The organism is Paenibacillus suaedae, assembly GCF_032337355.1.
GTDB classification, from domain to species: Bacteria; Bacillota; Bacilli; order Paenibacillales; family Paenibacillaceae; genus Paenibacillus_B; species Paenibacillus_B suaedae.
Window position 1 is genome coordinate 886,207 of sequence record NZ_JAVYAA010000001.1, and the last position, 14,022, is coordinate 900,228.

General features: G+C 48.1%; 14 protein-coding genes and 1 pseudogene. 12 read left to right on the plus strand and 3 right to left on the minus strand.

The features are described 5' to 3' along the window. Positions 1-94: 94 nt before the first annotated feature. Positions 95-997 carry a DUF2161 family putative PD-(D/E)XK-type phosphodiesterase gene (locus RQP50_RS03890; protein ID WP_083545325.1) on the minus strand — a complete coding sequence of 301 codons (903 nt, stop codon included), beginning with the start codon at positions 995-997 and terminating at the stop codon, positions 95-97. A gap of 266 nt (positions 998-1,263) precedes the next feature. Between RQP50_RS03890 and RQP50_RS03895 the strand changes: the two genes are divergently transcribed. Together RQP50_RS03895 and RQP50_RS03900 are read left to right on the plus strand one after the other, a co-directional pair. Beyond that, positions 1,264-3,159, plus strand: a complete 1,896-nt coding sequence (locus RQP50_RS03895; RefSeq protein ID WP_065293384.1) for a PrkA family serine protein kinase — start codon at positions 1,264-1,266, stop codon at positions 3,157-3,159. Positions 3,160-3,482: 323 nt separating this feature from the next. Continuing rightward, positions 3,483-4,025, plus strand: coding sequence for a DUF2199 domain-containing protein (locus RQP50_RS03900; protein ID WP_028531910.1), 543 nt, complete (start codon positions 3,483-3,485; stop codon positions 4,023-4,025). Positions 4,026-4,170: 145 nt separating this feature from the next. Here the strand turns inward: RQP50_RS03900 and RQP50_RS03905 are convergent, their stop codons facing one another. Beyond that, positions 4,171-5,031: a DUF368 domain-containing protein gene (locus tag RQP50_RS03905; protein ID WP_315743399.1), complete on the minus strand. Its 861-nt coding sequence runs from the start codon at positions 5,029-5,031 to the stop codon at positions 4,171-4,173. A 121-nt stretch (positions 5,032-5,152) separates the two neighbouring features. Between RQP50_RS03905 and RQP50_RS03910 the strand changes: the two genes are divergently transcribed. The 10 genes and pseudogenes from RQP50_RS03910 to RQP50_RS03955 all read left to right on the plus strand — a co-directional run bounded on the left by RQP50_RS03910 (position 5,153) and on the right by RQP50_RS03955 (position 13,141). Continuing rightward, entirely contained in the window at positions 5,153-5,791 is a 639-nt protein-coding gene (locus RQP50_RS03910; RefSeq protein WP_083545324.1) for a TetR/AcrR family transcriptional regulator, read from the plus strand. Between the two features lie 12 nt (positions 5,792-5,803). Continuing rightward, positions 5,804-6,280 (plus strand): DUF4188 domain-containing protein, encoded by a 477-nt coding sequence (locus RQP50_RS03915; protein ID WP_174811188.1) that lies wholly within the window; start codon positions 5,804-5,806, stop codon positions 6,278-6,280. A 136-nt stretch (positions 6,281-6,416) separates the two neighbouring features. Continuing rightward, positions 6,417-7,721, plus strand: a complete 1,305-nt coding sequence (locus RQP50_RS03920; protein ID WP_315743403.1) for a hypothetical protein — start codon at positions 6,417-6,419, stop codon at positions 7,719-7,721. A 179-nt stretch (positions 7,722-7,900) separates the two neighbouring features. Continuing rightward, complete coding sequence (locus RQP50_RS03925) at positions 7,901-8,380, plus strand: MarR family winged helix-turn-helix transcriptional regulator (RefSeq protein WP_072731542.1); 480 nt, start codon at positions 7,901-7,903, stop codon at positions 8,378-8,380. Further along, complete coding sequence (locus RQP50_RS03930) at positions 8,377-9,642, plus strand: MFS transporter (protein WP_315743405.1); 1,266 nt, start codon at positions 8,377-8,379, stop codon at positions 9,640-9,642. The genes RQP50_RS03925 and RQP50_RS03930 overlap by 4 nt, the downstream gene beginning before the upstream one ends. 260 nt (positions 9,643-9,902) lie before the next feature. Continuing rightward, positions 9,903-10,541, plus strand: coding sequence for an FMN-dependent NADH-azoreductase (locus RQP50_RS03935; protein WP_021254206.1), 639 nt, complete (start codon positions 9,903-9,905; stop codon positions 10,539-10,541). A 147-nt stretch (positions 10,542-10,688) separates the two neighbouring features. Beyond that, positions 10,689-10,910 (plus strand): annotated as a pseudogene (locus RQP50_RS03940) (cell wall hydrolase); the annotation flags it as partial. Between the two features lie 143 nt (positions 10,911-11,053). Then, entirely contained in the window at positions 11,054-11,386 is a 333-nt protein-coding gene (locus RQP50_RS03945; protein ID WP_315743407.1) for a hypothetical protein, read from the plus strand. Continuing rightward, positions 11,307-11,696: a spore coat protein GerQ gene (gene gerQ / locus RQP50_RS03950; RefSeq protein ID WP_227775103.1), complete on the plus strand. Its 390-nt coding sequence runs from the start codon at positions 11,307-11,309 to the stop codon at positions 11,694-11,696. Before RQP50_RS03945 ends, gerQ begins: the two co-directional genes overlap by 80 nt. A gap of 173 nt (positions 11,697-11,869) precedes the next feature. After that, positions 11,870-13,141 (plus strand): MGDG synthase family glycosyltransferase, encoded by a 1,272-nt coding sequence (locus RQP50_RS03955; RefSeq protein ID WP_072731541.1) that lies wholly within the window; start codon positions 11,870-11,872, stop codon positions 13,139-13,141. Here RQP50_RS03955 and cysW read toward each other — a convergent pair. Beyond that, positions 13,045-13,890 carry a sulfate ABC transporter permease subunit CysW gene (gene cysW, locus RQP50_RS03960; protein WP_072731562.1) on the minus strand — a complete coding sequence of 282 codons (846 nt, stop codon included), beginning with the start codon at positions 13,888-13,890 and terminating at the stop codon, positions 13,045-13,047. The two genes, RQP50_RS03955 and cysW, sit on opposite strands and share 97 nt — an antisense overlap. Positions 13,891-14,022: the final 132 nt, after the last annotated feature.

A 14,022-nucleotide genomic window follows, 5' to 3' on the forward strand; every position in this document is an offset into this window, starting at 1 on the left:
TTTTTTTTTGAAACTGGATGGGGTTAGAAGTGGATTGCATTGGACAGGTCTCAGATAGAAGGCTAACGATCTGGGTAATAAATCCGAAAATGGACTAAGGCGATAATCCTGGCAGCTGCGCAAGAATATTCGCATACTGTGCAATAGCCGCTTTCCCTTCGGAGGTCAGTGCATAAATCCCCCGGCTCTGGCGCTCGAACCACCCGTAGTAATTTTTCTGCAAAATGCTGGCCGCATCACCAACTCCAGCTCTGCTGCGAACAACTGCAGCTCGAAGCGGGCCCTCCTCCAGAACATTAGCCACTCGAAGCGCTTTCTCACGATAGGCTGTAACGAGCGGCTGCTTCGTCGTGCCGCCTACGTTATAGTCGCCGCTGCGCGCATGGAATTCACGGACAAGCCTTGCAGCTCTAGTCTTGGACGGTCTGACTGGCTTCGGCTTATATACGGCTTGATCTGCTTGCTCTACCCATCCAGGAGGATGACAGATTGCCTCTACAAATGGCGCCTTTCGTTTATAGAAGGTGACGAGCAGAAATCCTAATCCGAGCCGTTCGCATAATTGTCGAAGTCCGGATACCGGATGGCTGCTGCGGGTTGCTTTTTTTTTGGCTACAGCAACGTATACGGTCGACGACAGCTTTAACCGATCAAGCGCCTGAAGCAGCAGCGTTACGTTGAAGGAAGACTTCAATTCGATAATAATCGGCTCTGCTTCCGGCGCATCTGGGCGGATAGCAACCATATCACAATGGCGAACCTCACCCCGAACATGATATCCAATCGCTTCAAAGTACGTCTTAATTGGGGCGTACAGCTCTGATTCTTTAAGAATGACTCTAGACGAGTCCACTTGCTTCTCTCTCGTCTCCTTCGTCTCCTGTTGTTGCTCCCGCTCTGCTGCGATTGAATCCGAGCGGACAGGCGATGCACTCTGTGAGCGTGCAGATTGTTTCGTTTTTTTGGCTCGAGTAGAAGGGGATGTTGATTTGCCCATACGAACGGTTACTCCTTTCCCGATGAAAAAGGGGGACAAATCTTGTGATGATTTCTCCGGGCCTCTTTCCTATAACTCTTCGTCCCATTATACCATGCTCATGATCGAACCAAAGGTTGGGCTTGTATATGCAGAAAATTTCGTGATATTCACAGGCTTGTTCCGCATAGTTATGTAGTACACTAATTTTTTCTCTAAAGTGAGACAGACGCAAAGCGGCGATGGAGGGCTGTGTTGCAAATCGGGAGCAATGGAGGTTTAAAGGGATGGACATATTCAAACGGATTTCAGAACATCGTGCCGAAAGTGAACAATTGGCCTGGACCGGAACATTTAAACAATATGTCGAGTTGCTGCGTCGTGACCCCGCTCCGGCGATGACGGCACATGCGCGCGTGTATGAGATGATTGCGTCGTATGGTGTGGAAGAGGTTAACGGGCAGACCAGATATAAGTTTTTCGATAAGGAAATATTCGGTCTTGACCGTGCCATTGAGAAGCTGGTGGAAGAATATTTCCACTCTGCTGCGAAGCGGCTTGATGTGCGGAAGCGGATATTGCTATTGATGGGGCCTGTGAGCGGAGGGAAATCAACCCTGGTCACGATGCTGAAGCGGGGCATGGAGCAGTTCTCCCGAACCGAGCGGGGAGCTATATATGCAATCAAGGGCTGTCCTATGCATGAAGAACCGCTGCACCTGATACCGAATGAACTTCGGCCTGAGGTTGAGCGCGAGCTGGGTGTTCGCATTGAGGGAAATCTCTGCCCGTCATGCCAACTGCGATTGAAGACGGAATATGACAACGACATCGAGCAGGTGTTGGTGGAACGAGTGCTTGTATCGGAGGAAAATCGAATTGGGATCGGGACATTCAGTCCATCGGACCCGAAGTCGCAGGATATTGCGGACTTAACGGGAAGCATTGACTTCTCTACGATAACGGAGTTTGGTTCGGAGTCTGATCCGCGCGCGTATCGGTTCGATGGGGAACTGAACAAGGCGAACCGCGGCTTGATGGAATTCCAGGAGATGCTGAAGTGCGATGAGAAGTTCCTGTGGAATCTGCTGTCGCTCACACAGGAGGGGAATTTCAAGGCTGGACGATTTGCGCTGATCTCGGCCGATGAGCTCATCATCGCTCACACCAATGAGGCGGAGTACAAAGGCTTCATCGCGAACAAGAAGAATGAGGCGCTTCAATCCCGTATGATTGTCATGCCGATCCCGTATAACTTGAAGGTGTCGCAGGAAGAGCGTATCTATTCGAAGCTGATCAGTCAGAGCGATATGGGTCATGTTCATATTGCACCGCATGCGCTCAAGGCAGCTGCTATATTCTCCATCTTGACCCGATTGAAGGAGAGCAAGAAGCAGGGCATGGATTTAGTGAAGAAGATGCGGATGTACGACGGTGAAGAGGTGGAAGGCTATAAGGACAATGATCTGAAGGAAATGCAAAGTGAATTTTCTGAGGAAGGGATGTCAGGCGTAGATCCTCGATATGTTATTAACCGGATATCAAGTGCGCTTATAAAGCAGAATCTTCAATGCATTAACGCATTAGATGTACTGCGTGCCTTGAAGGACGGCTTGGATCAGCATGCTTCGATTACGAAGGAGGAACGGGAACGATATCTCAACTATATCTCGATTGCTCGCAAAGAGTATGACAGCCTTGCGAAGAAGGAAGTGCAGAAGGCATTTGTCTATTCGTTCGAAGAATCTGCGAAGACCTTGTTCGAGAATTATCTAGACAATATTGAGGCATTCTGCAATTGGAAGAAGATACGCGACCCGCTTACGGATGAGGAGCTGGATCCAGATGAGCGGCTTATGCGCTCAATTGAGGAACAAATCGGCGTGTCGGAAAATGCGAAGAAGGCGTTCCGGGAAGAGATCCTCATTCGGCTGTCTTCGTATTCTCGCAAGGGACGCAAATTCGATTACAACAGCCATGACCGATTGCGTGAGGCGGTAGAGAAGAAGCTGTTCTCTGACTTGAAGGATATCGTCAAGATTACGACGTCCACGAAAACGCCAGATGAAACGCAGTTGAAACGCATTAATGAGGTCTCAGCTAGACTGATGGAGGAACATGGGTATTGCCCAGTTTGCGCCAATGAATTGCTTCGCTATGTAGGGAGCTTGCTTAATCGTTAATCTATAAAGATGGAACGACGGATCATATTTTACATTTCCACCTGCAGCTGCCGCATGCAGGTTTTTTTATGGGAAGATTCATGACCACGAGCTGTCATTAGGATGCGAATGACTTTCACGTAGGTTCTATCTGCAACTTCTATCTGATTTACCGCTGAAACAGAGAGGAGAAATATCGAATAAAGGCGCATTTTTTTATCATTCGACACGAACAGACAACATTTTTGTTGTACTTTGTAGAATTTTGTTGAGAAATGTTCACAATTCCCCTCTTTCATTTTCCCTATTTTTGCGTAAAAAATAAGTAGAGGGAGTGGAGAGATATGGAAGAGAGAGAAAGTAGAGCAGAATTGCTAGGAAAACGCCGGAGGCATCGCACACGATTAAGGAAGCCGAGCGATGCTCCTGTGGCGAGTGTGTACACGGATTGTACAGCACCATTCTATGTAACGGAGATTGAGCCGTGGGAACGGGAAGAACGGTGTCAATTGACGCCGGATGAATGCATCATGGACGATGAATATTACTATATACACAGCAGATTGACAGTTCCGTTCCGCAATGGCAGAGGGCAAGTGAGTTGGGATGTATGGGTTCAAATTAATCCTGAACATGTGCGACATTCGGCATCCAGCAAGGTGCGCCACGTGAAGGGACGCCTATCATCTGCAATTCCAGGCTACCCGGATACATTGACATTGCCTGTGCAATTGACATTCCAGGGCTCATCGAAGCTGCCAGAGGCGCATCTTGGCGAGGCGGAGCATCCGCTCTATGAGGAGCAGCAGGAAGGTCTATCCTTCCAACGCTGGCTTGAGCTGCGTCCGCTGCATAATCAATATCACCAGCTGTCAGATGCCCGTTAGAGGCACAGCACGTATAATTTTGGCACCTTACCTACAACATTTGAACATCATATCGTGCATTCATACAGCAAGGCACCTTATCTTCTGATAATAAGATGAGGTGCCTTGCTGTCGTATAAGCAATCATGTTGTAGTCGAAGCTTTATCATTGCGGCTGCTGCTTCCCTAATCCATAGGCGGCAGCAAATCCGAGAATCATCATTAGGATGCTAATGGCAAGTGTACCGATTGAGCCGTTCAGTCCTGGATAAACAACGGCCAGGGAGCCAACGACCATGCCGATAATAATGGCATACATGATTGATGGGAACTTGGCAAGCAAGAAGCGGATGAACTTTGTGCTAACAATGAATCCGACGATTACCCCGGCGCCAATAATGGCAATGAGCGGCAAGTTCAGTGTTGACAAGGCGTGAATTGCCGTCGGATAAGCGCCGAGCAGGAGTAATACGAATGAACCGCTTACGCCAGGCAGAATCATTGCCATGCTTCCCAGCCATCCAGCGAAAAATAAAAATACCCCTGAGGATGCTGTAAGCTCAATAATCGAGTTATGATCGTCTGGTTTGAAAAACGCTGTGCACGCTACGGCTGCGGCTCCAATCAGCAGCAGAATATAGTGGATAGGCTTGAAGTTGCGCGATCCATCTGCTTCTCTCCACAAAAATGGCAATATACCAACAATAAGTCCAAGGAAAAAGAAAAAGGTTGGCTGCGGATGCTCGGCCAATAGCCACTTCATTACTTTACTAAGCAGCAAAATCGCTGAACCGACACCGATGCCTAACGGAATGAGGAAGCCTAGATGCTTCTTCCACTCCCGACTGAAGAACCCGCTGATTGAAGCGATCAGTTTCTCATAGAATCCGAGTACAACAGCAATTGTACCCCCACTTACTCCGGGAATCAGGTCACTTGCACCAATCAGAATCCCGCGAATAATATTTTTCCATTCAAACACGTATCTATCTCCTTTTCTATAGTTACTTTCCACTTCATTGTACATAAAAAAGGCACAGAGTCCAAACGGAGGGGAATTTACACTCGGCAACAAAGGTTTACTTGAGTTAATTTAATTACTCAAGTATATTTAATGTATTGCCAGCAAGAAAGGATTGGAAATAAAAATGGGGATGTTGAATATCCCGCTGAGAGAGCGGAAGAAGGCAAAGACAAAAATAGCACTTTATGAAGCTTGCTTGGACATGAGTGTGAAGCAATCCTTTCGTGAGATGAAAGTGGAAGATCTATGTGCGCAAGTGGAAGTGTCGAAGGTGACCTTTTTTAAGTGCTTCCCGAAAAAGGAAGATGTGCTTGTCTATTACATGTGCGTGTGGTTGACGAAGCGCTGGCTAGAAATCGACGAACTGGGGCTGCGGGGCTGGGATGCTGCCAAGCATTTATTCGCCTGCATTGTTGAGGATGACCATGCTCGGCCGGGCATCATGCTGCGTCTTGTGGGACTGCTTGCAGAAGAGAAGATGCATCCACCTATGCCGATGTTGACGGATGCTGAGATTCATCTGCTTTTCCCTGGGAAAGAGGAGCAGGCTCGCGCAATTGATCCAAATCTTTATGTACTCATGCAGCGAATTGCTGAAGAGGCGATCGCCAAAGGAGAAGCCGCAGAACGTTATAGTGTCGGGCAAATAACGGAGATGTTGTTTACCATTTTTTATGGAGCCTATTTAACGGCCCATCTTATGATGCGCGGAGATGATATTATGGCCTGTTATATGGAGCATTTAGAAGTGCTAGCAAAATAGGGAGGGATAGAGATGGGGATCCATATGGGGCGCTTTGCGGCCAAGATGGAAGGCTCATTCGTTGTCTTTATTATCGGGATGAGAGTGAATCGTTGGCTTGCGGTACGCAAATGGCTGCCAGTCGCACGAGCCATGCCGCGTATGATGAAGGAACTGTATCAAGACAAGGAGCATGGCTTTCTGCATGCCGAATATTTTATTGGGCGAAATGGTCCGATGTTGGTACAGTACTGGCGTTCCTACGATGACTTGGAGCGGTATGCCAGAAACGGGTTCCATAAGGAAACATGGCGCAAGTTCCATCAGACCGGCAAGGCCGGGGAGGTTGGCGTTTACCATGAGACGTATCAGATTGAACCTGGCCAGTATGAAGCGGTCTATAACTACATGCCTGCATTCGGACTTGGCAAGGCCGGTCAGCTCATTCCTGTAGAGGCTTCCAATCACAGTTCCCGTCAGCGTATGAACCAGTCTAAAGTAGGAGGTTGATGTTTGTTTCATCAGCTGTTTGAATTTTTCTGTAAAATGCATAATTGTTCCTCTTGTTCATCCATACTAACATCGTGCGCCGTGAATATAAATGCGGCATACGGATAAGATGCGATCGCATAGGAGGAATAGGCATATGTCGAATGAGTACTTGCGCCAGCCAGGTCAACAACAATTTCGGGATTTGGTGCAGCAGTTGAACGAAGGAACGTCCAATCCGGTATCTTATACAAGCAATAGTGCCAGCTATGGAACGGGAATCTCTTCTGGCTATGGTATGAGCAGCAACTTGGGTTCTGGAAGCTATGGAGCGTTAAACGTTGATGTGACAAGAGGTGCATATCCTCAACCGTCAGGATACCTACATAGCTATACTTCACAACAGTCTGAACAAAATGTAGTACCGAACAACTTTCAATCGAGCGGGTATGTAGGCAGCATCACTTCACAGACACATGGTGCACAACAGAACGTCGTACCGAACAGCTTCCAGCCGACAGGCCAAGTGCAAAGCATTACAGCGCAAACGCATGGAGCGAATCAAAATGTAGTGCCGAACAGCTTCCAGCCGACAGGCCAAGTGCAGAGCATTACAGCGCAAACGCATGGAGCGCACCAAAATGTAGTACCGAACAGCTTCCAGCCAACAGGCCAAGTGCAAAGCATTACAGCGCAAACGCATGGAGCGCACCAAAATGTAGTGCCGAACAGCTTCCAGCCGACAGGCCAAGTGCAAAGCATTACAGCGCAAACGCATGGAGCGCACCAAAATGTAGTGCCGAACAGCTTCCAGCCGACAGGCCAAGTGCAAAGCATTACAGCGCAAACGCATGGAGCGCATCAAAATGTAGTGCCGAATAGCTTCCAGCCGACAGGTCAAGTACAAAGCATTACGGCACAAACGCATGGAGCGCATCAAAATGTAGTGCCGAATAGCTTCCAGCCGACAGGCCAAGTGCAAAGCATTACAGCGCAAACGCATGGAGCGCATCAAAATGTAGTACCGAACAGCTTCCAGCCGACAGGTCAAGTGCAAAGCATTACAGCACAAACGCATGGAGCGCATCAGAATGTAGTACCGAACAGCTTCCAGCCGACAGGCCAAGTGCAAAGCATTACGGCACAAACGCATGGAGCGCATCAGAATGTAGTACCGAACAGCTTCCAGCCGACAGGCCAAGTGCAAAGCATCACGGCACAAACGCATGGAGCACATCAAAATGTAGTGCCGAACAGCTTCCAGCCGACAGGTCAAGTGCAAAGCATTACAGCGCAAACGCATGGAGCGCATCAAAATGTAGTGCCGAACAGCTTCCAGCCAACAGGCCAAGTGAATAGCATTACAGCTTTCACTCAACAGGCCGAAGGCTATGCATCAACAGGTGGTATGGGGTCGTCAAGCATTGTACAAAGCGTGTCAGACCAGTCCTACACCTCATAATATAAGAACAAAGACGGTTCGGATTACAGAACCGTCTTTTTTGATCTGATCTGCCAACTAATATATAACTATTTACATTAGAGTGCTTATTGTTATAATAGTTGTTATGACAAGTTAATAGTTGTTACAACAACTATTTCCGATTTGTGCAGATGAAATATTAGGAGGTATTACACAAAATGGTGCTGCATTTGGAACGAAGGGTAGGTTACATGCTCGGTCAGACACACCGTAAGGTAGCTGCGGAGTTAGGGGCGAGATTCCGGCCTTATGATATGACGATTGAGCAGTGGGGAGTGCTGTTCCGTCTTGTTGAAGAGGAAGGCATTAATCAAAAGGGATTGGCTGAGCGATGCGGGAAAGATCAGCCAACCTTGACACGGATTGTGCAGCACTTGCTGCGCAAGGGGTGGGTAGAGCGAAGAACCTGCGAACAGGATCGGCGCGCATATCGGTTGGCGGTAACTGCTGCCGGGCGCTCTATTGTGGATCAGTTGATTCCCATTGAGCAGGAATATATCGCTCAAGTTATGGCGGGATTCTCAAGCGACGAGGAGCAGCATCTGCTGCAACAACTGCAGCGGATTCAAGATAATTCTGCTGCAGCTGAGAAGGAACGGTTGGCAGCGGCGAGTCAGGGAAGCGGTACGAAGAAATGAAAGAAATGAAAGAAATGAAAGAAATGAAAGATATGAATGCGGAATATAGAAATAACAATGCGAATCTTGAAGAGAAGCAGCCATTGTGGACAAAGCCATTTGTGGTGCTAGCTGGCTCGAACTTTCTCGTATCATTGAATCTGTTGATGATAACGCCTGCGCTGCCAGCGTATGTGAAGGATGCTTATCAAGCAGACAACATGACCGTGAGCTTTGTGGTCAGTTTGTTCGCTTTGTCGGCTATTGTGACCCGACTTTTTGCGGGGAGATTTTTTGATCGGTTCCGAGCGATGAGCATTTTGATTGCTGGTTTGCTCATTTATGCCTTGTCGACGGGCGCTTATGCATTTGTACCATCCTTGGCCTTGTTCATGCTTGTGCGCATGATTTATGGGGCGGGATTTGGCATTACGAGCACAGCCCTAGGGACATTGGCAACGCGAATTATTCCTCCTCGACGCATGGGGGAAGGAATGGGTTATTACGGCTTATCCAATAGCTTATCCATGGCAATCGCTCCGATTATTGGTTTGTGGCTGCTGCAAAGCTACGGATATGAGTACTTAATTGGAACGACGTTTGTCCTTATCATTATTATTTTTCCAATGCTGCCACTATTGCGCAGTGCCAAAGCTCCTGCGAGTCAAGCAACTATCCGCCCGCAAGGCTCATGGATTGATCGGCGGGCATTGCTGCCGTGTACGCTTAATTTTCTTGTCACCATCACGTACGGAGGTATCCTGTCCTTCATTACCATGTTCGGTCAGGAGAGAGGGATCGCGAATGTGAGCCTATTCTTCTTATGTAATGCGATATCCATATTGGTTGTCCGTACATTCGCTGGCAAGCTGTATGACAGCAAGGGACATCTCGCGGTTGTCCCTGCAGGTGGAATAATGTTGGCAGCTTCGCTGGTGGTTCTGGCCTACAGTGCATCGACAGGGATGCTGTGTCTTGCCGCTGCTATGTACGGGCTTGGATATGGCAGTCTGCAGCCTGCATTCCAAGCATGGGCTGTGCAGCGTGTACCTGCTGATCAGCATGCTGCGGCAACAGGCATGTTCTACAATTCAATTGACTTGGGCGTGGCTCTCGGTTCGTTGTTGCTTGGTGCAGTAGCATCAATCACAACTTATAGCAATACGTACCTCGTATCCGCTTTGTCTGCGGTATTGCTGCTGTTCATCTATGCATTTGCTCTCCTTCGAGCGAGAGCTTCTCGGATGAGTGGGAGTGATGAAGCAACTGCTTCTGTCACTTAGGTTGCTGGACTAGAAAGAACAGAACGATAGGCTGTCTTTGATATGTATACAAAATATAAGTTGAAAAATAAATTTAACTCATTTACTTGACAAAAGTAAGTTATAACATTTATTATACTTACATAAAGTAAGTCAATGACATTAAATAAGCGGACAATTTTGAGTCAACATCAATAATTTGCCGCAGGCTATGAGCTATCTTGTCAGAACTGAATGTAAGGCAATAACGTTATACAAAATTTATTTATGAGGTGAACATGATGAAAAAAGTACTTGTTATTAATTCGAATCCTAAACCAACTGAAATGTCCTTCAGCCTTCGTCTTGGTGAGCACTACTTGACTGCGCTTCAAGCTGATGCGGATGTACAAATCGAGCGTGTGAATCTGTATGAAGAGAACATTCCATTGATCGATGGCACAGTACTGGATGCTTGGGGCAAAGCTGCCGCTGGTGAAGCGTTGTCTGCAGAGCAAACAAGCACACTTGGCCGCATGAACGAAATTTTGGAGCAATTTATTGCAGCAGATGTAGTGGTATTCATTACACCAATGTGGAACCTAAGCTTCCCAACTCTTCTTAAGGCTTATATCGATAACGTGGTTATCGCTGGCCGTACATTCAAATACACAGCTGAAGGTCCAAAAGGCTTGCTCGGAGGCAAGAAAGTTGTTCATATCGAAGCGCGCGGTGGCGTTTACTCCGAAGGACCAACAACAGGTCTTCGCTTCACTGACTCTTACTTGCAAACGATCATGGGCTTTATCGGCATTACCGATTACGAGAATGTCGTAGTAGAAGGCATGGCTGCAACACCTGATCGTGCAGAAGAAATCCTTGCTTCTGCGAAGCAACGTGCTGAGCAAAGCGCTAAAAACTTGCTTGCAGCTGTAAAATAAGCAATCCCAATACCAATTAAACAAAAGTGTTCGCACCTGACCATGAGCCGGTTCCTATTGGAGCCGGCTTATTTTCGTTTGTCACCAATTAGGCACTCGCACATATGATGGTAACGAATGAAAGGGGGAGGGAGGTAACAGGCACTGAAGGGCTACTTCTATCGATGGGCTCGTGACGCTGATATTCGTCTAGCTCAACGCGCAATCAATGGCGAGCGCACCTGGCCTGCTTCCTATGCACAGTGGTCCTTTAGGCCGGCGGGAGAGTGCCCAGATACGTGGTTCAATCAACAAAATTCTGGTCGGTATCGAGCGCATTATTTCTTTTCCCCAACTGGGGACGACTGTCCAGCAGTGTACTCGGGGTAACGAGGCTTCATTAAAAAATCAGTCCAGATGAGACTGTAAAGGAGAGAGTGTAGCATGAATTACATGAGTTATGGTTATCCAACTCCGAACCAATCCGGTAATAGTTCGATTTCTCCAATGAGCACGTCAAAAGGCGGATCTTGTTGCGGATCAAAAGCCCCAATCAGTCCAACTCCGACGCCATATCCGGCGCAGCAATCGATGCAGAGCATGCCAATGCAGAGCATGCCAATGCAGAGCTTGCCGATGCAGAGCATGCCGATGCAGAGCATGCCGATGCAGAACATGTCGATGCAGAGCATGCCAATGCAGAACATGTCGATGCAGAGCATGCCAATGCAACAAGCTGTACAGCCTTTCGCCAATCAGCCAATGCCAATGCAGCAGCCTATGTCAATGCAACAGCCATTAGCTATACAGCAGCCGGTTGCAACGCAGCAGGCAGCTACAATGCCTCCTTCGGTCGCCAGCGGTAATGTGATTACGCCTTCCGGCACGGTTCTGACGGGGCTCCCGCAAGAACAATCCTTTATCGAGAACATTTTGCGCTTGAATCTTGGCAAGATCGGTACGTTCTATATGACATATGAGAACAACTCGGAATGGAATGCGAAGATATTCCGCGGTAAAATTGAGGCTGCTGGTCGTGATCATATCATTATCAGCGATCCGAGAACGGGTCAACGCATCATGCTGTTAATGGTTAACTTCGACTATGCGACATTCGATGAGCCGCTTAATTATGAATATCCATACCGTCAGCCTGAATCTTCTGAAGAACAGTAATTAGGCACTATCCGCCAGCAAGCCGCCGCCTCTCCGAGAGGGTAGGGCGGCTCTTTGCTTATATTCACAAAACAACCAACTTCCGTTAAACCTCTGATGAGGAACCAACGTTATAATCCGTGGGAAGGGAGAGAAAGATAAAATAATCTGAGAGAAAGGAGGGAAAATAAAGAATGCATAAAGCTGCTTACAAGATTATGATCTTAACGTCCCGTTTCGGGGAAGGGCATTGGATGGTAACGCAGGCGCTCAAAGGACACATGGAGCGGCTTGGCATGCAGGTTATTGTTGTGGATTTGATGGCTGAGGCGCATCCGATGATGGATGCGATGTTTCGGTTTATATTTATGCAAAGTCAGACGATGTCGCAATACGGGATTCACTATTATGGTTGGAGCTACTATTCAACGCGCCGAATTGAACGTACACATCCACTTGTGCGAACAGGGTTCACACTAGGCAAGCGCAAGCTGAAGCAGCTGCTGCTGGAGCATCGGCCTGATGGCATTATCAGTACATTTCCCTACTTCGACGTCTCATCAGTTGTCCGGCAGATGAACAAAGCGATTCCCACATTTACGGTCATCACCGATTACGATCTCCATCACCGCTGGATATTGTCCACCACAGATCACTACTATGTTGCAACTGTCGAATTAGCCGAACAGATGATGAGAGCCGGTATCGCTCCAGATCTAGTGCATGTAAGCGGCATTCCAATTCGTGATCAATTTGACTTGTACTCTCAGCAGTACACGATGCAGTCCTCCATGCAGAATGAAGAGCAAGTGGAAGCACTATTCCATAAATATGGATTACATTCGGGGCTTCGAACTACGTTAGTAATGTCGGGTGGGCTTGGTGCACAGGCAATATCCAATCGATTTCTTCGCCTATTAGAACGAATCCCGAATCACCAGGTTGTTATTGTATGCGGCAGAAATGAACGCTGGGAGACAGAACTCACGGAGAAATTCCGTTCGTTGAGCAATGTACATGTCTTCGGCTATGTGTCCTCTATTCATGAACTGATGTTATGCGCTAATGCAATGGTTACGAAGGCGGGAGGTGTAACCCTAACGGAAGCGCTCGCTATGCAGGTGCCTCTATTTATCGCGCGCCCGCAGCCTGGTCAAGAGCGGGAAAATGCTCGGTATTTCGCAAGGCATGGTGCAGCTGTTGTCGTGCGGCAGGACGTTGAGCTGGCGATGAGACTCTGCGAGGCGTACAATCAGCCGGCCCTGCTTGAATCCATGAAGCGAAGCATGGTGAGTCTGGCGCGTCCGTATGCTGCGAAACGGATCGCAATAGATATTTTGGACGCGATGACAAGCGAAACCTATTCAGCTCAATCCTCCTTGCGCGTCAGCCAGTGCTTGGCTGCAATGGTTAACAATGCTACACATACGAGCAGTGAAGACACAGCGAATGCTGCCGAGAATTGATATTCATTGTATAAAATCTCAATATGGAGCGGCATTGTATTCGTCTCGCCTCGTATATGCCCCGATACGACGGATACCGCCCCGAATTCCCCCATTGCCCTCGCATTACAAATGACTATGCCGTATAACAGTCCCCACTTGATATTGGGCAGCGTCACACGCCAGAACATTCGCCACCCGCTTGCTCCTAAGGTGGCCGCTGCCTCCTCCTCCTGTATTCCTTGCGTCTGCATGAGCGGAATGAGCTCCCTGGCAACGAAGGGGAAGGTGACAAATAACGTGGCTAATACAATACCTGGAAGGGCAAAGACGATTCGAATATTTTGATTGTCCAGCCATTCTCCAAACCATCCATTTGAGCCAAAAATTAAAATAAATAAAAAGCCTGCAATGACAGGCGAAATTGAGAAGGGTAGATCCATCATAGTAATGAGCCATTGCTTGCCGCGAAATGAAAATTTGGTGATACACCAAGCTGCTGCAATGCCGAAAATTGCATTTAAAGGCACGGCGATTGATGCAGTGACAAACGTGAGCCGGATCGCTGCTAAGGCATCTGGGTCAACAAGTGCTGCCAGATAGACATCAGCTCCGCGCTTGAATGCTTGCACGAACACGGCCGCAAGTGGGAGCAGAATGACGAGCGCAATAAAGCCAAGAGCAACGGCAATGAGCAGGTATCGGACATAGGGGGATTCCGTTGTACATGCGCGAGATTGCGGCGCTGATGGCGGAAGTCCGCCTCCCATTGACTTGCGCCTAGTATGAGGGGGGAATTTAGGTTGTTCCGTAAGCAATGAGGTATCGGTCATACGGGTAATCTCCTTGTTTTCGCGTTTTCAAGTATTGTTGATGGGGTGAATCAGAGTGCAGTTTCATCC